The organism is Luteimonas sp. MC1782, from assembly GCF_014164605.1.
GTDB lineage: Bacteria > Pseudomonadota > Gammaproteobacteria > Xanthomonadales > Xanthomonadaceae > Luteimonas.
Map to the genome: position 1 here is coordinate 245,968 of NZ_JACJFT010000001.1, position 24,122 is coordinate 270,089.

Annotated in this window: 19 protein-coding genes; 11 read left to right on the forward strand and 8 right to left on the reverse strand. The window is 65.9% G+C overall.

Annotation, left to right across the window (positions count from 1 at the left end; all coding sequences use genetic code 11):
* Positions 1-57: 57 nt before the first annotated feature.
* Together H5368_RS01205 and H5368_RS01210 are read right to left on the reverse strand one after the other, a co-directional pair.
* The gene (locus H5368_RS01205; RefSeq protein WP_182820590.1) at positions 58-1,161 is read right to left on the reverse strand and encodes a Glu/Leu/Phe/Val dehydrogenase; all 1,104 of its coding nucleotides are present in this window, start codon (positions 1,159-1,161) and stop codon (positions 58-60) included.
* A gap of 192 nt (positions 1,162-1,353) precedes the next feature.
* Positions 1,354-2,982: a phospholipase D family protein gene (locus H5368_RS01210; RefSeq protein ID WP_182820591.1), complete on the reverse strand. Its 1,629-nt coding sequence runs from the start codon at positions 2,980-2,982 to the stop codon at positions 1,354-1,356.
* A gap of 85 nt (positions 2,983-3,067) precedes the next feature.
* Here H5368_RS01210 and H5368_RS01215 point away from each other — a divergent pair, with 85 nt between their 5' ends.
* The 5 genes from H5368_RS01215 (at position 3,068) to H5368_RS01235 (ending at position 13,914) form a co-directional block, all read left to right on the forward strand.
* Complete coding sequence (locus H5368_RS01215) at positions 3,068-5,200, forward strand: C1 family peptidase (protein WP_182820592.1); 2,133 nt, start codon at positions 3,068-3,070, stop codon at positions 5,198-5,200.
* Positions 5,201-5,342: 142 nt separating this feature from the next.
* A complete protein-coding gene (locus tag H5368_RS01220) occupies positions 5,343-5,906 on the forward strand; it encodes a biliverdin-producing heme oxygenase (RefSeq protein ID WP_220486460.1) in 564 nt (187 codons plus the stop codon).
* Complete coding sequence (locus H5368_RS01225; RefSeq protein ID WP_182820594.1) at positions 5,903-7,594, forward strand: GAF domain-containing protein; 1,692 nt, start codon at positions 5,903-5,905, stop codon at positions 7,592-7,594. Before H5368_RS01220 ends, H5368_RS01225 begins: the two co-directional genes overlap by 4 nt.
* A gap of 49 nt (positions 7,595-7,643) precedes the next feature.
* Entirely contained in the window at positions 7,644-11,225 is a 3,582-nt protein-coding gene (locus tag H5368_RS01230; protein WP_182820595.1) for a methylmalonyl-CoA mutase family protein, read from the forward strand.
* Positions 11,226-12,465: 1,240 nt separating this feature from the next.
* A complete protein-coding gene (locus H5368_RS01235) occupies positions 12,466-13,914 on the forward strand; it encodes an RNA-directed DNA polymerase (RefSeq protein ID WP_182820596.1) in 1,449 nt (482 codons plus the stop codon).
* On the opposite strand, the gene H5368_RS01240 is transcribed toward H5368_RS01235, so the two are convergent.
* From H5368_RS01240 to H5368_RS01250, 3 genes are all read right to left on the reverse strand, one after another.
* Positions 13,876-14,187, reverse strand: coding sequence for a DUF1153 domain-containing protein (locus H5368_RS01240; RefSeq protein WP_255486276.1), 312 nt, complete (start codon positions 14,185-14,187; stop codon positions 13,876-13,878). The two genes, H5368_RS01235 and H5368_RS01240, sit on opposite strands and share 39 nt — an antisense overlap.
* Before the next feature lie 60 nt (positions 14,188-14,247).
* Positions 14,248-15,495: a hypothetical protein gene (locus H5368_RS01245; protein ID WP_182820597.1), complete on the reverse strand. Its 1,248-nt coding sequence runs from the start codon at positions 15,493-15,495 to the stop codon at positions 14,248-14,250.
* A gap of 85 nt (positions 15,496-15,580) precedes the next feature.
* Entirely contained in the window at positions 15,581-18,670 is a 3,090-nt protein-coding gene (locus H5368_RS01250) for a DUF3427 domain-containing protein (protein WP_182820598.1), read from the reverse strand.
* Positions 18,671-18,834: 164 nt separating this feature from the next.
* On the opposite strand from H5368_RS01250, the gene H5368_RS01255 reads away from it, so the two are divergent.
* From H5368_RS01255 to H5368_RS01270, 4 genes are all read left to right on the forward strand, one after another.
* The gene (locus tag H5368_RS01255) at positions 18,835-19,203 is read left to right on the forward strand and encodes a hypothetical protein (protein WP_182820599.1); all 369 of its coding nucleotides are present in this window, start codon (positions 18,835-18,837) and stop codon (positions 19,201-19,203) included.
* A 10-nt stretch (positions 19,204-19,213) separates the two neighbouring features.
* Positions 19,214-19,426 (forward strand): hypothetical protein, encoded by a 213-nt coding sequence (locus H5368_RS01260; protein WP_182820600.1) that lies wholly within the window; start codon positions 19,214-19,216, stop codon positions 19,424-19,426.
* Between the two features lie 61 nt (positions 19,427-19,487).
* Positions 19,488-20,081, forward strand: a complete 594-nt coding sequence (locus H5368_RS01265; protein ID WP_182820601.1) for a hypothetical protein — start codon at positions 19,488-19,490, stop codon at positions 20,079-20,081.
* 36 nt (positions 20,082-20,117) lie between these two features.
* Positions 20,118-21,032: a restriction endonuclease gene (locus tag H5368_RS01270; protein ID WP_182820602.1), complete on the forward strand. Its 915-nt coding sequence runs from the start codon at positions 20,118-20,120 to the stop codon at positions 21,030-21,032.
* 42 nt (positions 21,033-21,074) lie between these two features.
* Here H5368_RS01270 and H5368_RS01275 read toward each other — a convergent pair whose 3' ends face one another.
* Complete coding sequence (locus tag H5368_RS01275) at positions 21,075-21,518, reverse strand: FKBP-type peptidyl-prolyl cis-trans isomerase (protein ID WP_182820603.1); 444 nt, start codon at positions 21,516-21,518, stop codon at positions 21,075-21,077.
* Between the two features lie 92 nt (positions 21,519-21,610).
* Here H5368_RS01275 and H5368_RS01280 point away from each other — a divergent pair, with 92 nt between their 5' ends.
* Together H5368_RS01280 and H5368_RS01285 are read left to right on the forward strand one after the other, a co-directional pair.
* On the forward strand, positions 21,611-22,204 hold the full coding sequence (locus H5368_RS01280) for a nucleotidyltransferase family protein (protein WP_182820604.1): 594 nt from the start codon (positions 21,611-21,613) through the stop codon (positions 22,202-22,204).
* On the forward strand, positions 22,197-22,367 hold the full coding sequence (locus H5368_RS01285) for a hypothetical protein (protein WP_182820605.1): 171 nt from the start codon (positions 22,197-22,199) through the stop codon (positions 22,365-22,367). The genes H5368_RS01280 and H5368_RS01285 overlap by 8 nt, the downstream gene beginning before the upstream one ends.
* A 55-nt stretch (positions 22,368-22,422) precedes the next feature.
* Here the strand turns inward: H5368_RS01285 and H5368_RS01290 are convergent, their stop codons facing one another.
* The gene (locus tag H5368_RS01290) at positions 22,423-22,833 is read right to left on the reverse strand and encodes an RcnB family protein (RefSeq protein ID WP_182820606.1); all 411 of its coding nucleotides are present in this window, start codon (positions 22,831-22,833) and stop codon (positions 22,423-22,425) included.
* A gap of 125 nt (positions 22,834-22,958) precedes the next feature.
* Positions 22,959-23,912 (reverse strand): TerC family protein, encoded by a 954-nt coding sequence (locus tag H5368_RS01295; protein ID WP_182820607.1) that lies wholly within the window; start codon positions 23,910-23,912, stop codon positions 22,959-22,961.
* Between the last annotated feature and the right edge of the window lie 210 nt (positions 23,913-24,122).

Genomic DNA, 24,122 nt, shown 5'->3' on the forward strand with positions numbered 1-24,122 from the left:
TCGGAAACAACGACGGGGCACTCGGCCCCGTCGTCGCGTACTACGTGGCGCGGATGATTATGCGCCGCCGCGGATGCGGCCCTGGAAGCGCGGGGTGCTGCGACCCAGCGGCAGCTTCAGCTTGCCCATCACCTCGATGCGCTCTTCGGCCATGCGGTCGGCGGCCTTGTAGGTCGGGATGCCGTCGCGCTCGGAGATCTCGAAGATGCGCGTCAGGTTGTGGTAGATCGTGCGCATCATGCGCATGGCGCGCTCGCGGTTGTAGCCGGTCATCTCCAGCGCCACGTTCATCACGCCGCCGGCGTTCACGGCGTAGTCCGGCGCGTACACGATGCCGCGCTTGGCCACTTCGTCGCCGATCGCGTTGCTGGCCAGCTGGTTGTTGGCCGGCCCGCAGATGACCTTGAACTTCATGCGGTCGAGCGTCTGCTCGTTGAGCGTGCCGCCCAGCGCGCAGGGCGAGTAGACGTCGGCGTCGACGTCGTAGATGTCGTCCGGCGCAACCGCTTCGGCACCGTACTCGTTGACCGCCTTGTCCAGCAGCGCCTTGTTGATGTCGGTCACGAAGATCTTCGCGCCGCGCTCGTTCAGCAGCTTCACGTACTCCATGCCCACGTGGCCCAGGCCCTGCACGGCGTAGCTGTAGTTGCCGACTTCCTCGTCGCCGTACTTCTTCTGCAGCGTGGCCATCAGGCCCTGCAGCGAACCGTAGGCCGTGAACGGCGACGGGTCGCCCGAGCCGCCATGCACCTGGTGCACGCCGGTCACGAACTCGGTCTCGCGGTACACGTATTCCATGTCGTTGACGTCGATGCCGACGTCCTCGGCGGTGATGTAGCGCCCGCCCAGCGACTGCACGAACTGGCCGAACGCGCGGAACAGCGCCTCGGACTTGTCGGTCGCGGGGTCGCCGATGATCACCGCCTTGCCGCCGCCGATGTCCAGGCCGGCGACCGCATTCTTGTACGTCATGCCGCGCGACAGGCGCAGCACGTCGTTGAGCGCCTCGGCCTCGGTCTTGTACGGCCACATGCGGGTGCCGCCCAGCGCCGGGCCCAGCACGGTGTTGTGGATGGCGATGATCGCCTTCAGGCCGGCGTCCTTGTTGTGGCAGAACACGACCTGCTCGTGGCCGTAGGTATCGAGGTGCTCGAAGATCATTCCAAAACTCCGCAGCCGGCGGGAGGTTTCGCGGAAGCGCGAAAGGCGCCGGCAATCTGTGGTAAGTGGCTGAATTCTTTGGTTGTGCGCGCCCGTGCGGTGAAACCGGGGGCAACAGCCGCGGCATTCTACGCCCCCACCGCGGCAAAAGCCCGTATGCGCGGCAGCGGCCGGCGCGCCGGCCGGGCGGGCTCAGAGCTGCGAGTCGAGCGGCAGCCAGCGGAAGATCGCGGCCTGCACCCTGGGCCAGAAGGCGGCGTCGGGCTCGCGGGTCAGCAGCCGTGGCGGCGTGGCGGCGGCGTCCAGCCAGCGCAGGTCGCCGTCGGCATCCAGCTCCACCCGGTAGCTCAGCTGCGGGCCGGCGAGGTGCCGGTATTCGGCGCGCAGCGCGTCGGCCAGGCCGGCGTGGTCGAAAAACACGCCCATTTCCGTGTTCAGGTAGGCCGAGCGCGGGTCGAGGTTGTAGGAGCCGATGAAGCCCTGGCTGCGGTCGATCAGGAACGCCTTGGTATGCAGGCTGGCCCCGCGGCCGCTGCCGCTGCCGCTGCCGCTGCCGCCGAAGCCACTGCCACTGCCACTGCCGCGGCCCGCGTTGCCTCGCGGCACGTCCCGGCCGGCACCCGCCCGCGCCGCTTCATGGCGCAGTTCGTACAGGTGCACGCCGCCGGCCAGCAGCGGCTTGCGGTACTTCGCGTAGCCGCCATGCACCGCGGCCACGTCGTTGGCGGCCAGCGAATTGGTCACCACGCCCACGTGCACGCCCTGCGCGACCAGGCCGGTGAGCTGCAGGGTGATGGCGTCGCCGGGCACGAAGTAGGGCGAGATCAGCAGCGCCGCGCGGCCGGCGTCGCGCAGGGCGGCATCGATCCGGTGCACCAGCCAGCCGCGCTGGTCGTCGCCGTCGTGCTTGAGCGGCGGGTCGGACACCACCTCGATGTGCTCGCTCCAGAACGGCGCCAGCTTCTGTCCCAGGTAGGCCTGCACCGTGGTCGACGACTCCACGCGGTCCAGGTAGCGGCGCGCGTCGGCGCTCGCGGCCTCGCCGCCGATCCCCGCCAGGATCGCCTCGCGATCGAAGGTGCGGCGCTTGCTCAGCCCGGCCAGCGGCACCGCCGCCTCGCTGTTCCAGAACGCATCGAAGATCGCATCGGCATCGGCCACCGCCGGGCCGAACAGCAGCAGGTCGAGGTCGTGGAAGTTGGCGTCATCGGACGCGCTGAAATACTCCAGGCCGATGTTGCGCCCGCCCACCACCGCCACCCGGCCGTCGGCGATCCAGGCCTTGTTGTGCATGCGGTGGTTGAGGCTGAAGACCCGCTGCAGCATTTCCAGCAGGCGCGAGATGCCGTCGCGGTTGCGGAACGGGTTGTACACCCGCACCTCGATGCCGGCATGGCTGTCGAGCAGCAGCAGCTTGTCGTCATTGCCGCCGGCGCTGATGTCGTCGAGCAGCAGGCGCACGCGTACGCCGCGCTCCGCTGCCAGCCACGCCTCGCGTGCCAGCAGGCGGCCGGTGAGGTCGTCGTGCCAGATGTAGTACTGCAGGTCCAGGCTGCGCCCAGCCTGGCGGGCGGACATCGCGCGCGCGGCAAAGGCGTCGATGCCGTCGGTGAGCAGCAGCGCGCCGGTCTTGCCGGGGTTGCGCGCCAGCAGCGGCACGAGTTCGCGGTCCAGCCCGGTCTGGTCCGGCGACAGCGGCAACGCGTGGCTCGGCGCGCCATTGGCCGCGGGCGTCAGGTGGTCGGCCAGCAGCAGTCCGCTGCCCACCAGGGCCGCGGCTGAAAACGTGCCCCACAGCAGGATGCGCTTGACCCGGGTCATCGTGTGCTCGAACGTGGATGCCGCGCAGAGCCGCGGCCGCGCGACTGTAGCCGCCGCGTTGTCCCCCCAGCAAGGAGAGACGAGCATGGCCACCCGTCGCAGCACGCCGCGCACCGCGGAAGGACCCGTCATCGCAACGCCTCCGCTGGCCGTGCTGCAGCCCGGCGCTGGCACGCGGCTGTTCGATGCGCGCCCGGATACCGCCGACTTCCGCGATCGCATGTTCGAACCCACGCTGGTCGACGTGGCCACCGAAGTCGCGCTCGACGAGCATCTCGCGCTCGGCGTGCCGGTGCTCGACCAGGGCGTGGATGGCGCCTGCACCGCGTTCGGCCTGGCCACCGTGGCGCATACGCTGCTGCGCCGTCGCCGCCCACAGCCGGACGCGTCCGCGGTCAGCGCACGCATGTTCTACGACATGGCGCGCCGCTACGACGAATGGGAAGGCGAGGGCTATTCCGGCTCCAGCTGCCGCGGCGCCATGAAGGCCTGGCACCGCCATGGCGTGTGTGCCGAAGCACTGTGGCCGTACCGCCCCGGCATCGCGATCGAGGCCTATACAGAGGAACGCGCGCGCGACGCCATGCGCAATCCCATGGGCGCCTACGCGCGCGTCAACCACAAGGACCTGGTGGCCATGCATGCCGCGTTCGGCGAAGTGCGCGTGCTGTTCGCCTCCTGCGCCGTGCACGCCGGCTGGCACGCGCCGCCCGCGGATGGCCACATCGCCTGGGCGAAGCAGGAGCCGATCGGCTACCACGCGTTCGCGATCGTCGGCTACGACCACTCCGGCTTCTGGATCCAGAACGCCTGGGGCACCGGCTGGGGCCGTGGCGGCTTCGGCCATGTCGGCTACGACGAATGGCTGGAGCACGGCACCGATGTCTGGGTGGCACGGCTGGCGGTGCCGGTGGCGCTGGAGCGCGCCGGCTCGGCAGCGGTCAGCAACTCGCCGCTCGGCCGGCAGTCGGTGGGCTATGCGCAGGCCGACCTGCGCCCGCACATCGTGAGCCTCGGCAACAACGGCGCGCTGCGCTGCGATGGGCGCTTTGCCTGCACCCAGGACGACGTGCGCAACATCGTGCGCCGCGACATGCGCGCCATCACCGCCGGCTGGAAGAAGAAGCGCGTGCTGCTGTACGCGCACGGCGGCCTGGTGCCGGAGGATGCCGCCATCCAGCGCGTCGCCGACTACCGCGAGGCCATGCTGGCGCAGGAGATCTACCCGCTGGCCTTCATCTGGAAGACCGACCTGTGGACCACGCTCGGCAACATCCTGAAGGACGCCGCGCGCCCGCGCAGCGAGGGCATCGTCGACAAGGCCAAGGACCTGCTGCTCGATCGCCTGGATGACACCGTCGAGCCCCTCGCGCGTGCCATCGGCGGCCGCGCGGTGTGGGAGGAGATGAAGGAGAACGCCACGCTGGCCACCACCGCCGTGCGCGCCGCGCCCGGCGGTGGCTGGGTGGAGCACGGTGGCGCCGCGCAGGTGGCGCGGCTGGTGGACGAATGGCGGCGCGAGGACGCCAAGGTCGAGATCCACATCGCCGCGCACAGCGCCGGCAGCATCCTCATGGCGCCGCTGCTGCAACTGCTCACCCGGCCCGGGCAGATCATCGGTGGCCCGGCCAACGGCATGCTCGGCATGGGCGGGCGCGTGGCCAGCGTGTCGCTGTGGGCGCCGGCGATCGACATGGACGGCTTCATCCAGGCCTACGTGCCGGCGATCTCGTCGCGGGCGGTGGCGCGCGCCTCGCTGGCCACGCTCACCGACAGCGCCGAGCAGGACGACCACTGCATGCGCCTGTACAACAAGTCGCTGCTGTACCTGGTGGCCCGCGCGCTGGAACAGCAGCCGCGCAGCTGGATCGACCGCCGCCTGCGCCAGGGCACGCCGATCGCCGGCATGGCGCGCTTCATCCAGGCGCGCGAACCCGCCGACCAGGCCTGGGGCCACGAACGCGTCACCAGACTGATCGAAGCCGGCCGCCTCGCCTGGGTGCAGGCGCCCAACGCCCTCCCGCTGGGCGACCCCGGCGCCTCGCGCGCGTCCACGCACGGCGGTTTCGATGACGATCCGGCCACGCTGCAGGCGCTGATCGCGTTCATCCTCGGGCGGTCCCCGGCGCCGGCGGAATTCGCCGTGCGCAGCACCCGTGCCGACCTGGGCGCGCGCCGCGACCGGGCCTGCGACGCGTTGTCAGGGTCAGTTACATGAACGGGGGGCGGATGCGCCCGGTTTACGCCGCCGCGCGGCGGGTGATTAGATAGCGCAGTGGCGCCACGACGGCGCGCGTGAAGCGAGGGTGGCAATGCAGGATGCCGTACAGGATGCGCGCCCGACGGGCGCGAACGTCGGCATGCGCCACGCGGGAGCGCTGGGAGAAGTGCGCGCCGCCACCCGTGCCACGCATGAGGCGCTGGACGCCGCGCTGCCCGACGGGCTGCACGGCTTCGAGGACTACACGCGCTACCTCGGCGCGCTGCTGCCGCTGGCGCAGTGGCTGGCCGACAGCTGGTCGCCCACGTGGCCGGCGGAACTGGCCTGCTGGCGCGACAGCGAGCGCGTCGATTTCCTGCGCGCCGACCTCGCCGCGCTGCACGCGCCTGCGTGCAGCAGCGCGGTCGCCGGTGCCGTCACGCCCGCCGAATGGCTGGGCGGCTGCTACGTGATGGAAGGCTCCGCGCTGGGCGCGCGCGTGCTGGCGCGTGATGTCGACGCGCTGGAGCGGTCGCATCCCGAGGTCGCCGGCGCACGGCGCTTCATGCGCCACCTGGCGCGTGATCCGCGGCGCTGGCGCTGTTTCGCCGGCCTGCTGGACGCGCTGCCCGCCGAGGCCGTGGCCGATGCCGTGCGTGGTGCGCGCCGCGGGTTCGCCATGGTGCATCGCAATCTCGACCCACATGGAGTGGTGGTCGCATGAACATCGATCCCGTGCTGCAGCGCGCGCTGGACACCTGCGCCCAGGAACCCATCCACATCATCGGCGCCATCCAGCCGCCCGGCGTGCTGGTGGTGTTCGGCCGGACGGACCGCCGCATCGTCGCCGTGTCCGCCAACGCGGTGGACCTGTTCGAAGTGGACGGCATCGACGCCATGCTCGGCCAGCCCGTGGAAACGCTGCTCGACAGCGGCCCGCTGGACGCGATCGACGCGGTGCTCGCGCGCGGCGTGGGCGGGCTGTCGCAGTTCGCCGGCATCATCAACGTCGGGCCGATGGGCGCCATGCACGAGCTGTCCACGCATGCCATGGGCGACCTGGTGCACGTCGAGCTGCAGCCCGCGGGCCTGGCGCCGCCGCTGGAGGGCGGGCACCTGGTGGTCACCGGCCTGGACGAAGCCTCCGGCGGAAAGGATTTCCTCGACGCGGTGGCGCACAAGGTGCAGGCGCTGTCGGGCTACGGGCGGGTGATGGTGTACCGGTTCCTGCGCGACCACACCGGCGAAGTCGTCGCCGAGGCGCTGGCCGGCGGCATGGCCTCGTATGCGGGGCTGCGCTTTCCCGCGTCCGACATCCCGCCGCAGGCGCGCGGGCTGTACGTGCGCAACCGCCTGCGGGTGATCGCCGACACCCGCTGCACGCCGGTGCCGGTGCACCAGCTGCCGTCGCTGGGCGCGCCGCTGGACATGAGTTTCGACGTGCTGCGCGCGGTGGCGCCGGTGCACGTGGAATACCTGCACAACATGGGCGTGGCCGCGTCCATGTCGATCTCGCTGGTGGTCAACGGCCAGCTGTGGGGACTGGTGGCCTGCCACCACGATGCCCCGCGCCCGATCGGCGCGCGCCAGCGCCAGGCGCTGGACATGGTGGGGCGCCACGTGTCGATGATCCTCGATGCCAGCGAGCTGCGCGCCCGCGCGCGCCGCGACGACACCCTGCGCGCGCAGCGCAACGCGCTGGAAGCGCTGCTGCGCGCCGCGCAGGTGCCCTCGGAGATCCTGCTGGACAACCTCGGCCTGCTGCTGGGCGCGATGCGCGCCGACGGCGTGGCGCTGCACATCGGCGGCGAGCTGCGCGCCCATGGCGTGGTGCCCGATGCCCCCGGGCTCGTGGCGGCGCTGCAGTGGGCGCGCGGCCAGGGTCGCCGCGGCCCGGCCACCGCGCGCAGCTGCAACGAATGGTCCAGCGATGACGCGTCCGGCCCCTGCGGGCTGTTCAGCATGCCGCTGGGTGAAGGCAGCGACGACTGGCTGCTGCTGTTCCGCGCCGAGCAGCGCGAAACCGTGCGCTGGGCCGGGCGACCCGACCGCCCGTTCCAGGTGGATCCGGACGGCGGCAAGATCGGCCCGCGCACCAGCTTCGAGGCCTGGGAGCAGGAGGTGGTGGGCACCGCGGCACCCTGGACCAAGGGCGACACCGAGCGCGCGCACCACCTGTGCCTGGTCATCGAGCGCTACCTGGTGGCCGCGCCCTCGCTGCCGCGCCTGGAAGACGCGCAGATGGACGAGCGCCTGGTCAGCCACGAGGCCCGCGAACAGGTCACGCGACTGCGGCGCCTGGCCGAGCTGCTGTCCACCGCGCGCACCGGCCGCGCGCGCCTGCAGCGCTTGAACACGCTGCTGCTGCAGATGGAAGAGGAGCTGGGCGCGCTGGCCGACGTCGCGGAATAGCGCGGGATACAATCGGGCCGTACCCACGATTTGTACGGATTGCCCCCCGATGAGCGTTCCCGCCAGCCAGCATGTCCCGACCGCGCAGCCTGAAACCAGCCCGCTGCGCTTCGTCACGGCCGCCAGCCTGTTCGACGGCCACGACGCCGCCATCAACATCATGCGGCGGCTGATCCAGGCGCAGGGCGCGGAGGTTATCCACCTCGGCCACAACCGCTCGGTGGAAGACGTGGTGCGCGCCGCGCTGCAGGAGGATGCCGACGCCATCGCCCTGTCCAGCTACCAGGGCGGGCACGTCGAGTACATGAAGTACATGGTCGACATGCTGCGCGAGCACGGCGCAGGCCACATCCGCGTGGTCGCCGGCGGTGGCGGCACCATCACCCCGGAGGAGATCCGCGAGCTGCAGGACTACGGCGTCGAGCGCATCTACCACCCCAACGACGGCATGAAGCTGGGCCTGGTGGAGATGATCGAGGACGTGGTCGCCCGCGTTGCCGCCGCCCGCGAGCAGCGCGGCCAGGCCCACCTGCCGCCGGCTGACGACGTGATCGCCCGCATTGGCCCGTCGCACGTGGATCCGGACCAGGTCGCCATCGGCCACGCGCTGTCGGCGATCGAGGCGGGCACTTACAGCGAGGCCGAGCTCACCGCGTTGCGCCGCCAGTGGGACGTCGGCACGCATGCCCCGGTGATCGGCATCACCGGCACCGGCGGGGCAGGCAAGTCGTCGGTCACCGATGAGCTGCTCAACCGCTTCCTGTCGAGCTTCCCGGACATCCGCATCGCGGTGATCTCGGTGGATCCCACCCGCCGCCGCAGCGGCGGCGCGCTGCTCGGGGACCGCATCCGCATGAACTCGCTGCGCTCGCATCGCGTGTACATGCGCTCCATGGCCACGCGGCGGCAGAACGTGGCCACCAACGCGGTGCTCAAGGACTGCATTGCCTACCTGCGCGGGCTGGGCTTTGGGCTGGTGATCGTGGAGACCGCGGGCATCGGCCAGTCGGACTCGGAGATCGTCGACATGGTCGACTTCCCGATGTACGTCATGACCTCTGATTACGGCGCGGCCAGCCAGCTGGAGAAGATCGACATGATCGACTTCGCCGAGCTGATCGTGCTCAACAAGTACGACAAGCGCGGCGCCGAAGACGCGCTGCGCGACATCCGCAAGCAGTGGAAGCGCAACCGCGTCGCGTTCAAGACCGCCGACGAGGACGTGCCGGTCTATCCCACCATCGCCAGCCAGTTCAACGACCCCGGCATCAGCTGGATGTTTGCCAACCTGTGCCGGTTGTTGCGGGAGAAGCTGTCGCTGCCGGCGGAGAAGTGGACTCCGAAGCTGGATACGACGTTGAAGGAGCCGCGGGCTACGGTGCTGATTCCGGGGGCGCGGGTGCGGTATCTCGCGGAGATCGCGGAGCAGGGCAGGGCGATCAACGCCAGCATCGAGAAGCAGGCGGAAGCCGCGGATCGGGCGCAGGCGTTCTGGCAGTCGCTGCAGGAGTTGGGTGATCCGGCGCTGCCAGCGGCGCTGGATCTTTACGGGATGGGGGATGTTGTCTCGCGAAGGCGCGAAGACGCGAAGGAAAGCGATGCGGGGGTGGTGGATCGCAGCCTGCTGACGCTCCGCCAGCGCTACAACGACGCGCTGCAGTCGCTCACGCCCGATTCGCTGAACCTGCTGCGCGCCTGGCCGCAGCGCCTGAAGTCGATTACCGATGAGGTGACCGAGTATGAGGTGCGGGGCAGGGCGATCCGGGTGGAGAACTATCGGGAGTCGCTGAGCCACCAGAAGATTCCGAAGATCGCGGCGCCGACGTACAAGAGCTGGGGTGAGTTGCTGACGTTCCTGGGCAAGGAGAACCTGCCGGGCAGCTATCCGTATACGGGTGGGGTGTATCCGTATCGGCGCACCGGGGAGGACCCGATCCGGATGTTTGCCGGTGAGGGCACGCCGGAGCGGACCAATCGGCGGTTCCATTACCTGTCCGTCGGCCAGCCGGCCGCGCGGCTGTCCACAGCGTTCGACTCGGTCACGCTGTACGGCGAAGACCCGGCGCCGCGCCCGGACATCTACGGCAAGATCGGCAACTCCGGCGTCAACGTGCCCACGCTCGACGACATGAAGAAGCTGTACTCCGGCTTCGACCTGTGCGCGCCCACCACCAGCGTGTCGATGACCATCAACGGCCCCGCGCCGATGATCCTGGCGATGTTCATGAACTGCGCCGTCGACCAGCAGGTGGAGAAGTACCTGAAGGCGGATCCGGCGCGCTGGGAGGCTGCAGAGCGGACTCTCGCGAAGGTGTTTGAAGGGAAGCAGAGGCCGCGTTATCACGGGGAGCTGCCGCCGACCAATGATGGGCTGGGCCTGGGCCTGCTGGGCGTGACCGGCAACGAGATGGTGGATGCGGAGACGTATGCCCGCATCAAGGCCGAAACGCTCAAGACCGTGCGCGGCACGGTGCAGGCCGACATCCTGAAAGAGGACCAGGCGCAGAACACCTGCATCTTCAGCACCGAGTTCGCGCTGCGGATGATGGGCGACATCCAGCAGTACTTTGTCGACAACGGCGTGCGCAACTTCTACTCGGTGAGCATCAGCGGGTATCACATCGCCGAAGCCGGCGCGAACCCGATCAGCCAGCTGGCCTTTACGCTCAGCAACGGATTTACGATCGTCGAGTACTACCTGGCGCGGGGCATGAAGATCGACGACTTTGCGCCCAACCTGTCGTTCTTCTTCTCCAACGGCATGGACCCCGAGTACACCGTGATCGGCCGCGTGGCCCGCCGCATCTGGGCGCGCGCCATGCGCGAGCGCTACGGCGCCAACGAACGCAGCCAGATGATGAAGTACCACATCCAGACCAGCGGCCGCAGCCTGCACGCGCAGGAGATCCAGTTCAACGACATCCGCACCACGCTGCAGGCGCTGTACGCCCTGTTCGACAACTGCAACTCCCTGCACACCAACGCCTACGACGAAGCCATCACCACGCCGACCGAAGAGAGCGTGCGCCGCGCCGTGGCCATCCAGATGATCATCAACAAGGAGCTGGGGCTCAACTTCAACGAGAACCCCTGGCAGGGCAGCTTTGCCGTCGACTACCTGACCGGCATGGTGGAAGAGGCCGTGTACAAGGAGTTCGAAGCCATCAGCGAGCGCGGCGGCGTGCTGGGCGCCATGGACACCATGTACCAGCGCGGCAAGATCCAGGAAGAGAGCCTGTACTACGAACACAAGAAGCACGACGGCAGCCTGCCGCTGGTGGGCGTGAACACGTTCCTGCCGAAGGAGCACGCCGGCGAAATCGCGACCGAGATCGAACTGATCCGCTCAACGGAAGAAGAGAAGGGGCAGCAGATCGAGAACGTTGAGCTGTGGCAGCAGGGGCGCAACGCCCTGGCGCCGGCCGGCGAGACGTCACACGCGCACCAGGCGGCGGCGGATGAGGAGCCTGCGATGGTGCACGACGGCCATGGCCTCGCGTACCTTCAGAACACGGCGCGGGAGAGGCGCAATGTGTTCGAAGCGCTGATGGAGGCGGTGAAGACGCATAGCCTGGGGCAGATCAGCCATGCGTTGTATGACGTGGGTGGGGAGTATCGGCGAAATATGTAGTGCGACCGCCACGCGGCTACCGATAAGGGCGAACTGGCAAAGGGGGAGTCATGCCGTGTAAGGCTTTGTGGGATGGAGATTTGCTTCGAATAGGTGATGCGCTTGCTGAGCGATATGTGGGGCGTCTGGGTAGCGAGGGCCTTCTAGATTCAGCTCGAGAAAGTCGAAGTCGAGGGGAAACTGGTGGTGCCGGTCGCGACGAGAGCGACCGTCATTTTGCCGGCCAATTTTCCAACTCGGCAGCGCGCACTATTTACGTTTGCATTGATCCTCTAAATGTCCTTGAGGACGTGTCGTATCTCATTCATCAGTTCTTCGCCGACGGACGCGTTCTACTTGTCGAAGTACCTTGTGGATCCGGCGCCGGATCACTAGGACTTCTATCCGCACTATATGAGCAGCGCAAAAATAGTCTCTTGCCGACAACGGACCTGCGCGTCGATGTCTTGGGTGGAGACATCTCGATGCGAGGAATGGAGCACTTCCAAAATCTAGCCGCCGATATGGCGGGTTATCTCAAAGATCAGCGCGTGGATGTGACGTTTCGCTCACAAGTCTGGGACGCAACGGACATCAGAAGTTCCTCTAGCTTTATCGACACACTAGTGAACATGGCGGCGGGATGCGACCAAGTTTTCTTGCTTGTCAGCAACTTTAGTGATGCGCTGAGCGATTGCAATTTGAGTGAGAAATTCCACCATTTTCTAGGCCAATTCGTCGGGCGAATAGCTGAGCCTTACTCAGTGTGTTGGGTCGAGCCCACCTCTAACAGGGCAGTTCGAACTCTCTCCGTTTTCGGAGAAGTACTCTCCCGCTTAGCAAGTTGGTTAAAGTTCACTGGAGGCAAGTCCGATCCCGGAGTGCGGTATAGGTTTTTTGATCCGGTTTTATCGTGCGAAGTCCACTCTGGCGTTCAAGTGCTAAGAGCAGAACCAGGCTCATTGAGCTGATGAATACTGATGTTCTAGTCCTGCGGACTCTTAACTACCTTCGTTCGACGCACTTGCCGTCGTATGTAGCTCTAAGAATGTTACTTGAGTCTGTCGAGCAGTCGCGTCGGGAGTCGGTCATTGATGCATTGGTCATGCAGGCTACGGTTAGGAAGCATGATCGTGTGCTCTCACTTAAGCGCTTCAAGTCCAATGGGGCTGGGCGGACCACCTATCGCGACTATTCCCTCCCCTCTCCCACTAGCGTACTCGCTGATACGTTTGCGCTCGCGTTACTTCACGGGTCAGGTGTGCTCGCCAAACAGGAGGATGTGTTTAGCTATCGACCTCCCCCCAGCCGTGACTATGGGCGTAGTTTTGAATACTTCGCTGATGGCTACCGGGAGCGGAACGACGCTATTTTTGCCGCCCTCGCCACTGGCGATTCCGTCGCTGTTGTTGCCGATATCGAGAACTTCTACCCTTCCGTTGATGGAATGGCGGCACTTGAAAAGTTACTTGGTCGCTTTGCCAAAACTGCTCTCGCAACGCCTCGAAATCTGAGGGTTGTGGAATCGGCTGCAAGGCGGGCGATTTCGGTTGCAACAGGAGGGCTCCAGGTGGGGCTGGAGCTATCTCATGCTCTTGCTTCTGTGTATCTCCATTCGCTGGACAGTGGCTTGAGGCTGAAATTCCCTTCCCGCTACTTCCGCTACGTCGATGACGTTGTAATGGTTGTCAAAGCTGACGAAGTGGACAGCGCGCTCTCAACTTTGGATTGCCATCTTGGGTCACTTGGGCTTAAGAGGAATCCAAAGAAGGACTCGATCGCGGACGCTCAAGCGTGGCAGGGGTACCAAACTGCCACAATGCGTTCGGTGGACGGAGGTGGTGATTGTCTCCGTGACCTCAAGTTCCGGATTAAGCTCTATCTCGCAAGAAATCCAGACCAATTGGGCCTGCTCGGCGAGTCTCTTCGCGCTCATGACATCTACTTGCCACTTGATCAGCTGATGTTCGCCAGCAGAGATGCCGATTGGAGGCGTCGAGTTGTGGGGTTCTTTAAGAACGATTGGAGGGTCGTTCTCAAATATCGCTCTGATCGGGTCGACGATGTCGTGAGCGCTGCGAAGGGATGTCGAAACCAAATAATGTCACTGCTTGACAGCGTAATTTCTAAAGGTGTCGCGGGCGATCCGCTCTCTGTTTCCCGACGCTGGCAGGTCCAAGGCGCTAGGTTCGCGATTAATCGCGCTTTATATTTTTCTAGCAAGGCTGATCTGGTATCCATCGTTCAGTTCACACAGGGCGTTGATGAGCTTTTTGAGGCCAGGGTCGTGTGCGAAGCTTTGAACGACGAGTTCTCGGGTCTTGCTTTGACTCCGGGGCCAGCGGTCGCGGCGGCGACACAGTTATTAGCTCTTAGGCAAGGTGACGTGCCTGAGGCCGCTGCAGCGATGGCGCTACTGGGGGGGGCAGAAATTTCCGCTGATCTTGAGGTGCACATAGCACTTAGGGGCTTGGGAGAACCGGCGGATGACCCAGTAGGTAGGCCGAACGATCTGCGCGGACTGGTCGCGATTGCTCGAGGTGAGCGAGTTGAACTAGATGGGCGTATATCAGGGTACGGTCATGAAGTGTCATCTCTCGCGACCAACTTCTCATCGGCGCGCGCACGCGAAATCGCACAGACTAGATTGATGTCAGCTGAGTCGATCGTGTTAGATGCGCTCTCTCTCGACTCCGGCTACGGCAGTTAGAGGCAGAAATGCAATGTGGATACGATGCGCCTGCGAACGTAGATCCTTGAGCTGCCGCTCGTACTGCTCCCGGACGTCTTCGGGCTGCGCCCGCAGGGCGTTCTCCATGCCGCGCTTGGCGTCGTCGACCCAGCCCTCGATCTCCGACGGCGTCAGGTCGAACTGCCGCCTTGCCTCCGACACAGTGGTCCTGCCCTGGATGATCTCCAGCACCAGCGCTGACTTCCGGCGGGCCGTCCAACGCTTGATCTCTTCTTCCATCACCGCACTCATTCGTGTCTCCTCGAAAAGGTTACACCTGAGCAGGAAATCACTGGGTCATTACACCCATGTTTAGGCGCCTCGCGCACGCACCTCAGGAGCACCTAGGGCGCCGAGCAACTGGTTCATGCGTGCACGGATGGTCTCAGTAAACGTCCCGCGATCATCCATCTGAGCCGCTTCCGGAAGCGGCCAGCTGAACTCACAGAAGATGCCGGGGCGCGGATGAGCCTTCTGGCGTTGGCTTGCGGTGAACTCGCGGTCGAACGCAGCCTTCGCAGTTGGCTCGACGATGCCATCTGCCTCCAATTTGGTCCAGTAGGAATCCCAGTCGGTCCGGGGAAGTTCGCGAGTACCAGCAATGCGTTCTACCCAGTAGGCGCAATACTCGTCGGCAGGCAGACGCGTGTCAGACCATGCATAGCCGCCGGCCATGAAGCCCCAATGGAAGTTGGGCTCAACTCGCCATCCTTCCGATCGCAGCGCCAGGACCAAATCGACAGACTCTGGGTCGCCGTAGAATGCCCGCGCCTGTCCAAGGGTATCGGCGGGATACATTCGCAGCCTTACCGTGCTGTCGTCCCCGATGAAGCCTAACCACGCCATGAATATCTTCGGCGTGCCGGCGATGTCTCGCCAACCCGTACCCTTTCCCTTGTCGATGCCGACCACTACCCCTTGAACGACATCGAGGCGACGCTCTAGTCGGAAGGCGTGACTTCCGCACCGGCCGAGCGTCGAATATGGGCCGATGTGAGGGAAGTAGTCGTCTACAAGATCAAGGAAGTCGCCGATCAAGAGACGTTCCGCACCATGCACCAAGTCACGCTCAACTAGATCGGCCAGGATCTCCAGAAGATGCTGCCACTGCACCGATCGAGGCTGCTCGTCGAATTTAACGGGCGCGCCGTGGAGATTGATGCGGTGCGCCTGTTCCGTAGGGCCGCGCCAGCTGATCTTGTTTTCAACAACGATAACTAGGTCGCTGCCGTAGGAGATGATGGCGTCAAGAACCTGCTGTCGGTCAGAGGCCTCAACTGAGGCGCGGACCCTCTCTGCATCTGGGGCCAACCAGACGCTTATGCCCGGGATTGCGTCGCCTTCCGCACCTGGCGGTCCCGTCATGATGCGCTGCCGCTGTGTCGCGAACTCCGCTTTTGGCAACGTCTGTAGGGAGCGTTCGGGTGCAACGAGGTGCAGCCATGCTTGATGGGCTATCGGGCTGTAGCGCAGGACGACCAGCAATGCGCGCGTTAGCTGATTCTCATGCCATGACGTGGCAGATTCATAGGGCACAAAAAAATTCAGGTGGTTAGTCACGTTCCAAGCTCCTTATTTCCCGGGGCACTGCTCTACGGGACACGCATTAGCTCGATCGATCCACGGGGCACTGGTACGAATGCGCCTAGCTGACCGCAGCGGCGAACTTCGCATATAGGTCGCCAGGCAGAGGATTCTCGAGGCTCCAGGTGATGGCCATCGGGCGCTCCCCCTCGCTGGAGACAAAGTGGGCGGGGCCGAGCAGCCAGAAGGCTCGGTCGTCGGTGGTCAGCCGCGCGAAGGGCAGCACGTGGGTCCCCTGTGCCTTGTGCGTTTGGTAGCGGCGGCCAGTAGGACTCGCTTCCCGGATCGTCGACTGACTCTCCCAGTGCAGCAGTGAGGGACTGATCGCGTAATCCCGATAGCGGGTCGTTGGCGAGAAGTGCTCGCTGGTCTTGTCCAAGGTGAAGGCGAGTAGGTCGACACGGTGCGGCTCAAGCCATCGCGAGCCTTCGCGCCATTCCGCGAGCCTGAGGTCTTGCCCATTGCCGAAGGCGGCAAGAATCTCTCGTCGCGTATAGCGGGCATGGATCTGTAGCGGTACGTCCGGGTGCGATGGCAGCGCCGAGTGCAAATGGTCAATCCGCCGCTCCAGCACATCCATGAGTTGCCCCAGCTCTACAACGACCTGCGTATGGCTCCAGATCAGCGCGAGCGCCTCATCCAGGCTATCTGGGGCACCTGGGATAGATTCGGTGAGAACGGCGGCCAACATGTGAGCCAGACGGCGGTTAAGCAGATCCGCCTCGTCGATCTTCGGAGGCTGGTTCCGCTCGGTCCAGTCACGGTAGGCGCCAATCCGCTGGTGGTCATCGACGTGCAGGAGGCGCCCAAGCGCGCGCCGTAGGATGGCTTCGTGCGGACCTGCGGGCGCAGTAGGCAAGCCACCGGCCTCGAGCAGGTCTGACCAGCAATGCTGGCCGGCATAGATGTCCTCAAGGCTGAGTCCGGAAGCGTCAAGGAAGCGGGCGAGGGTAATCTCGCGATCGCCCTCCGCGACGCGGCTGAGCTCTCGCGCCTTCTCTGGCCAGCGCGTGGGCAGGCTCTCTCGGATGTTGTCCACCACCAGCTTGCTGGCGACGGGGTCCAGCTGCATGTGGCAGCCGCTGGGCAGGAACGGGAACTCGCCTTCGATCTGCTGCACTAGCTTCTGACGGCCTCCGGGCAGCAACGCACCAAACCGACGTTGGAACTGGAATTCCTTGCGGTGATGCCCAATGAAGTCGACGACTGTGCACATCGACTTGTTCGGCTCACGGCGAAGGCCACGACCGAGCTGCTGCAAGAAGATGGTGGCGCTGTCAGTTGGCCGCAGCATGATAAGGGTGTCGACAGTGGGGATATCGACTCCCTCGTTGAACAGATCCACCGAGAACAGCACTCGCAGCCGCCCCGCGCCAAGATCAGCCAAGGACTGGCGGCGGACGTCGTCAGGGGTGTCCGACCAGATCGCCTTGGACGGAAGACCGGCAGCGTTGAATTGCTGTGCCATGAATTGCGCATGCGCGACCGACACGCAAAAGCCCAGCGCACGCATCTGCCTCGCATCCGGGACGATGCGCACCACGTTGGCGATGATGCGGCGCGCCAGCACATGGTCCGCCGTTAGCAGGGTGGTCAGCTCCGAGAGGTCGTAGCCGCGGCCCCGACGCCAGGAGACGGTGCTGTAGTCGACGCCATCGGCGACACCGAAGTAGGAGAACGGGCACAGCCGATGTTGGTCGATTGCATCCCACAGCCGAAGCTCGGCGGCGATTCGGCCATCGAACCATTGCAGGATCGGCAAGCCGTCTGCGCGCTCCGGCGTCGCGGTGAGCCCAAGCAGCTCGCGTGGCGTCAAGTGATGCAAGAGCGCGTCGTACGTCTTGGCGGCCGCGTGGTGGAACTCGTCAACAATCACGACATCGAAATGGTCCGCCGGAAGCTTATTGACACCGGATGCGCTCAAGCTGGCCACCGACGCGAACACGTGCTCAAACATCCGCGGCTTGTCGCCGCCTACCCACAGCTCGCCGAAGGCAGCATCGCGAAGCGCATGGCGAAACGTCCGCAGCGCCTGGTCGAGGATCTCCTGTCGATGTGCAACGAAGAGCAGGCGTGCGCGAGGCAGTCGGGCACGAAGCCGGACGTAATCCAGAGCCGACATGACGGTCTTGCCGGTGCCGGTGGCAGCGACCAGCAGGTTCCGGTGGCGGCCCTGAAAGCGCGCGAGCTCCAGCTGCTCAAGGAGGCGAGCTTGGAACGGCTCGGGCCGGATCTCCACAGGGCTGAGGTAGACGCGTGGACCGCTGGGTGCTGTCTGCGTCAGTTCGTGAAATTCGCCGGCGTCATACGGGCGGAAGTCCGAATTGTTCCAGTAGCTCTCGAAGACCGCGTTGAACTTGTCGATCACGTCCGGGTTGCGCGCGCCGGAGACGCGAACGTTCCACTCGAGGCCGGTGACTTGGGCGGAGTGCGTCAGGTTGGATGAGCCGATGTATGCGGTCGAGTAGCCACTGTGGCGATGGAACAACCACGCCTTCGCGTGCAGGCGGGTCATGGTGGTGTCGTACGACACTCGGATCTCGGCGCCCAACTCGCACAGTGCATCGAGGGCGGCGCCTTCTGTTGAATTGGTGTAAGTCGTCGTAAGCAACCGGAGTGTCTTGCCGTCTTCGACGTGGCGGCGGAGCCGGTCCAGTAGCGGGCGGATGCCTGTCTGCCTGACGAAGGCCATGAGCACATCGATCCGATCAGCGGAGGCGACTTCTGTGCCGAGCTGAAAGCCGATCCGCGGTTCGCCGGGGGCATTGGTCAGTAACGTTGTGTCGAGTAGGGGTGTCGCGGGACGCGACCTAGGCGGCGGCGACCCGTCTGGCAGAAGCCCGGTGATCGCGCGGAGCACATCGCCTGCAGTCGCAGGAGAGTCGCCCATGTCGACCCCCTTGCCATCAACTTCGAGGATGCCTACGAGGCGCCGCGCAATCTCGAGGCCGACGGTTGCCCGCTGCCGAGTCTCCAATCCACCGATCGCGCGCCGGATGAGCGTGGCAAGGTGAAGTGCAATGCGGTCAGGTGCCTCCTCGGGATGGAGCGGCGAGCGATGCACGTGATGCGCCGCCCCAACTTCGCCAAGTTCCTGTTCGAGCGTCTGTGTGACGAGTTGTTCGAACAGTCCGCGCGGTAGTCCTACCATTCCTATCCCCTGATTTTGCTGGGACCAGGATAGCGTCGGATCGCTGTTGTGCAGAGCCTGCAAATCCGTTGGCCGTTTAAGTGCTGGGGCTTGCTTAGCCATCGCAGGTAATGAGACCCGCCGTTTCTACCCTCTAGGCCTATCCAATGGCGGAAACGGACGACATGGACTGCAACACCAGCATCTTCGGGTACATGTACCGGGACGGTGGCAACTTCAAGACAGTTGGCCGCTTGCGCCTGTCGGGCTACGACGCGGGCGCCGAGGCGACCATGCGGTCCTGCCTTGAGTGGGGCAACCAGTTCGTCGCAGAGCAGGTCGGGATTCCTTCGCTCTGCCGCGAGCACTGGGAGGCGGTAGGCGAGGGGCCTTCCGAGCTTGATCACGCCTATCACGAGTTCGCCGGGCTGTCGGCGGTGACCGATGACGACTCGGCGCTGCCCATCTGGGGTGCGCTCGAATCGTTTGTCGCGCGCATGCGGGCCGCTGCGCGCCAGTGGGATGTGCGGCTGTCGCCGAACTGCGATCTGTAGCAGGGCTGTCGTGCGCGATCCCGTCTCGCCGGGCATGTGCGAGCACCTGCCACTGTGGGTGGAGTTCACCACCGAGCGCAGCGAGGAGAGCCTGGCGCGGGTGCTGGGGGTAGAGATTGATGAGCCGGAACCGTTCGCGGGGTGTGGGACTGGGGTGCACGCGACGCAGAAGGTCACGTTCTGCCGCGGCTTCGCCCCGCCGTCAGTAGTTCTGCGCCGGTAGACGGTCCGAGTGGCTGGCACGAGACCTGCTCACTGGTAGGGACTCACAAGGAGGGTGTCCCATGAAGCTCGTTATCGGATTTCTCGCCGCACTCGTACTCTCGGGTTGCGCATCGTCACATGTGCTGGTGGGGCAGGCTCGCGAGCCGATCTCCGCCGAGGAAGTGCGGCTATATGTCGAGCCGCCGCCGCGCTACGAGACGGTCGCCCTGCTCGAAGCCAGCAATCGCGGTGCGGTCAATTTCACGGACCAGCAGCGGACCAACACGGTCATCGCGCGCATGAAGGAAGAAGCCGCGGCACTGGGCGCCAACGGCATCCTGCTGCAGGGCATGGGAAACCAGTACGCCGGCAGCGTAGGTAGCGGCAACGCCTGGGTCAGCGGCAACAGCGCTTACGGCGTCGGGATCTCGTCCGCAATCATGAACCGCACCGGCAATGGTCTTGCGATCTACGTGCCGGATGGCGCGCAAGCGGTAGTGGTGCCGCAAGCTGTCCCGGTCGCAATGGCCCCGGCGGCCGCGCCGCCCGCCGCTGTGCACGCCGAAGCTGTTGCCCCGCCGCCAGCGACCACAGCTCCGGCGCCGGTGCAGACTCCTTATGAGCCTGATCCAGCGAAGCGTTGTGACGCCTGCGGGCGACTGACCTCGCCGTAAGCGCTTTTCGGGGCAGGAAGACAGGAGAGAACAGGGATGGCCTTTGGGCTGAAGCGTGTCGCCGTGCGTAGCCGGGACGCGCTGGCGGCGGAGCCTTGGGATCGCGTCGAACGGCTGCTGGCCGACTATTACAGCCGCGAAGGGTACGAGGTCGATCACTGCGGGACTGGCGGGCGCGCCAGCCGCTTCGACGGTGGCGTTGACTTGCGGCTGCGCCGTGACGGCGAGAGGGTCGTCGTCCAGTGCAAGCACTGGAACGCGTACAAGGTCCCTCACAACGACGTGCACCAGCTGCTGGGAATCATGGTGAACGAGCAGGCCACCGCAGCAATTCTGGTGACCAGCGGCGGGTTCACCAAGGCGGCCATCGAAGCGGCAAGCCGCCACGGGCACGTGCAGCTGATCGACGGCGATGAGCTGCGCGACATGCTCGGGCCACTCCCGTCGAACGCGGGCCCCATCGATTCTGGTCGGTCGGGATCGGCCGATTCCTGCTGGCGCGAACCTGCCGGAGCATTCGGGCGCTATGCCGCCGAACGCCTGGTCGCGGCCGCGGAGGACAGGCTGCGCGGTCCACAGCGGAGACGCAGCTCGCTGGCGTCCGACATGCTCTGGACCAGCTTCGCGATCGGAGCGCTAAAGCTGATTGTGGCGTTGGCGCTGCTGTGGTTCATGGCGAGCCAGTTCCAGCGCATCTTTGAGAACCTGGCGCCGTCGCTGCAGCCCACGGCGTCCGCCACGGGGCGCCCCACAGTGCAGCGCCTCCAGCCCGAGGCGGCGCAATCACGGGCCGTGCCGGGTGCATCCTCGGCTCCACCGCCCCCGGTGATCCACGAGGTCTCGCCTGCTGAAACAGAGCGCTGGCGACAGCGCAATGCCGAATCGATGCGGATCCTCGAGCGTTCTACGCCGGAGCTGCCGCACGATCCGCGCCGGCGGCCGGTGCATTAATCCGCAGGGCGAGGGCACTCGGCGCTGCAGATTCCGCGCGCGCTACCTCCGGATCTCCAGCAACTCCACCTCGAAGACCAGCGATGCACCCGGCGGGATGGTCCTGCCGGCGCCCTCGGCGCCGTAGCCAAGGAACGCGGGGATATGCAGTTCACGTGTGCCGCCAACCTGCATGCCCACCACACCCTCGTCCCAGCCCCGGATCACCCGGCCCCGGCCCAGCTCGAACGCGAAGGGCTGGCCGCGATCGCGGGAGCTGTCGAACTTCGCGCCACGCTTGTCCGGCGCGTGCTGGTCGTAGAGCCAGCCGGTGTAATGCACGCTGACCTCGTCACCGGCCGCGGCCGCAATGCCTTCGCCCGTCGTCACTTCGATGCGCTGCAGTTCGGCCACGTCACCGCCGCTGTAGGGCGGCGGGCTGCCGCAGGCGGCGAGCAGCAGCAGGGCGGACAGGGTGGCGGCGTGGCGGAGCAGGCGATGGGTCATTGGATGCGGCGCGTTGGACGGAACCGGGAGGGTAGCCCGGTGCGAGGCTTGTTCGCTCCGATCTCGCCACAATCGCGCGCCCAGCTCCTGGCATGGGTGCGTTTGAGCGCTGGCGCGAAGGTCGCCGCGGCGGCCTGCTGCGCTACGATGCGCGCATGGCCAGCCTGCTTGACCAGATCAGGGAAGCCCTCGTCGCTTTCACCCGGCTGCAGACGCCTCCGGCGTTGATCGGCGGGCTTGCGCTTGCCGCGCACAACGTTGTGCGTGCAACGCGCGATGTCGACTTTCTTGTGGATGCCGACGATGCCGACCGGTTGCACGGGTTCCTGCTGGAGTTGGGCTACCAGTGCGTCCATCGCAGCGTGGACGCCGCCAATTATCTGCGCGGCGAGGACGGCCTCGACCTGTTGTACGCGCATCGTCCGATTGCCCGGCAGTTGCTGGCGGCCGCCGGTGAACGGGACACCCCGATGGGACGGCTGCGGGTAATCAGCGCAGAGGGCCTGGTGGCGTTCAAGCTTCAGGGGTACGTCAACGATCCGACACGGGCCCGGGACCTTGACGATATCCGCGCCCTGCTGCGCGCCCACCACGAAACCCTCGACCATGAGGCACTGAGGGAGTACTTCCGCTTGTTCGAACGGGAGGAACTGCTTGAAGCACTCATCGACGAAGTCCGTGGCTGATCGCCCCAGCGTCGTCCTGGTGGGCGAGGGCGGTGTGCAGCGGCTGCCGGCGCCGGCAGACCCGATCCAGGCGTGGATCGAACTCATGGAGGTGGTGAGGATGCTGCGCCCCGCCGGCGATGTGCGCCCGCCCGGCCCGACGCGGGGCTGCTTCCTGCTGTAGCGCCTTGCAGGAGCCTGCTCGCGCAAGCCGCGCCGCTAGCGGGCGCGGCCGCCCCTCAGTCGCCCAGGATGCGCGCGACAAGCCCGGAGGCGAGTTCGATCATGTAGTAGGTGTCGTCCTGCGGATCAGGGCGCACGTAGGTGTAGCCGGCCGGCGGCGCGTCCCAGCCGTAGCTGCGGTAGTCATGCACGTAGTAGCGCGGCTGCCGGTACTCGACGGGGATGTACTGGCCGCGCGCCCAGCGGCGGTACGCCTTCTCGTCCTCGCGGACGGCCTTCCTGTAGTCGCGCTCGGCTTTCTCGTAGTCCTTGCGGGCGCGCCTCTCGGCCTTCTGGCGGTCCTTCCAGTAGTCGCGTTCGGCCTTCTGGTCGTGGCGGTCATGGCGGTGGTTGTCACGCGCTTCGGCAAGGCCGGTGGCGGAGACGGCAACGGTGGCGAGCGCGGCGGCGAGCAGGAGGCGTTTCATGGCAGCGACCTCATGGAGTGGATGAGTGGGGCCCATGCTGTCGGTCGCAACGTGAACGTACTGCCGACGGACTCTCCAACACAGATCCGCATGCAGGTTGCGGTCAGGAACGTCGAGGCCATTGATCACGGCGCAACCTCTCGCGGGCGCGCCAGGCTCAGCACCACGGTACCTGCCAGGATCATCGCCACGACGGCCAGCGACCACAGCACCGGGATCTTGTACACGTCGATCAGCAGCATCTTCGTGCCGATGAACACCAGCACCACTGCCAGGCCGTAGGGCAGCAGGTGGAAGCGTTCGGCCATGCCGGCGAGCAGGAAGAACATCGCGCGCAGGCCCAGCACCGCGAACACGTTCGAGGTCAGCACGATGAACGGGTCGGTGGTGATGGCGAAGATCGCCGGGATCGAGTCCACCGCGAAGATCACGTCGGTGATGCCGATCATCACCAGCACGATGAACAGCGGGGTGAACTTGCGACGGCTGCCGCTGCCCAGCCACAGCGCGCTGCCGTGATAGCGGCGCACGAAGGGCACGTGCGCGGTGAGCCAGCGCAGCAACGGATTCTTTTCCAGGTCGGGCTCCTTGCCCGCGGCGAACCACATCTTGACGCCCGTCAGCAGCAGGAACGCGCCGAACACGTAGAGCATCCAGTGGAACTGGGCCAGCAGCGCGGCGCCGGCGAAGATCAGGATCGCGCGCAGCACGATCGCGCCGAGGATGCCGATCACCAGCACGCGCTGGCGCTGCACTTCGGGCACGGCAAAGTAGGTCATCAACATCAGGAACACGAAGATGTTGTCGACGGCCAGCGCCTTCTCCACCAGGTAGCCGGTGAGGAACTCGAGGCCCACGCGCCGGGCCTCGTCGGGGCCGGCGGTCTGGCCGATGTACCACCACAGGGCGGCATTGAAGGCCATCGCCAGGGCCACCCAGCCCAGGCTCCACCACGTCGCTTCCTTGAACGTGACCTTGTGCGCGCCGCCATGGCGCATCAGCACCAGGTCGACCATCAGCGCGATCAGCACCAGGCCGGAGAAACCGGCCCACAACCAGACATTGCCTATCGTTTCCATCGTGATTTCCGGGCAGGGGGAGAGGTCGGCCGCGGACGCAGGCGGCACGGAACCCTTGCTCGGAGATCCGGGGACGCACCTTCGCCATCGCGGCGAAGGTCTTGCTCACAGCCCGGTGGGCTGCCGTGGGACCGGAGCATCGCTGCTCGTAATGACGGCCTGCACGCTGGGAGCTACTCCCCTTCGGCGGGCATTGTGCGGTGCCCCGGC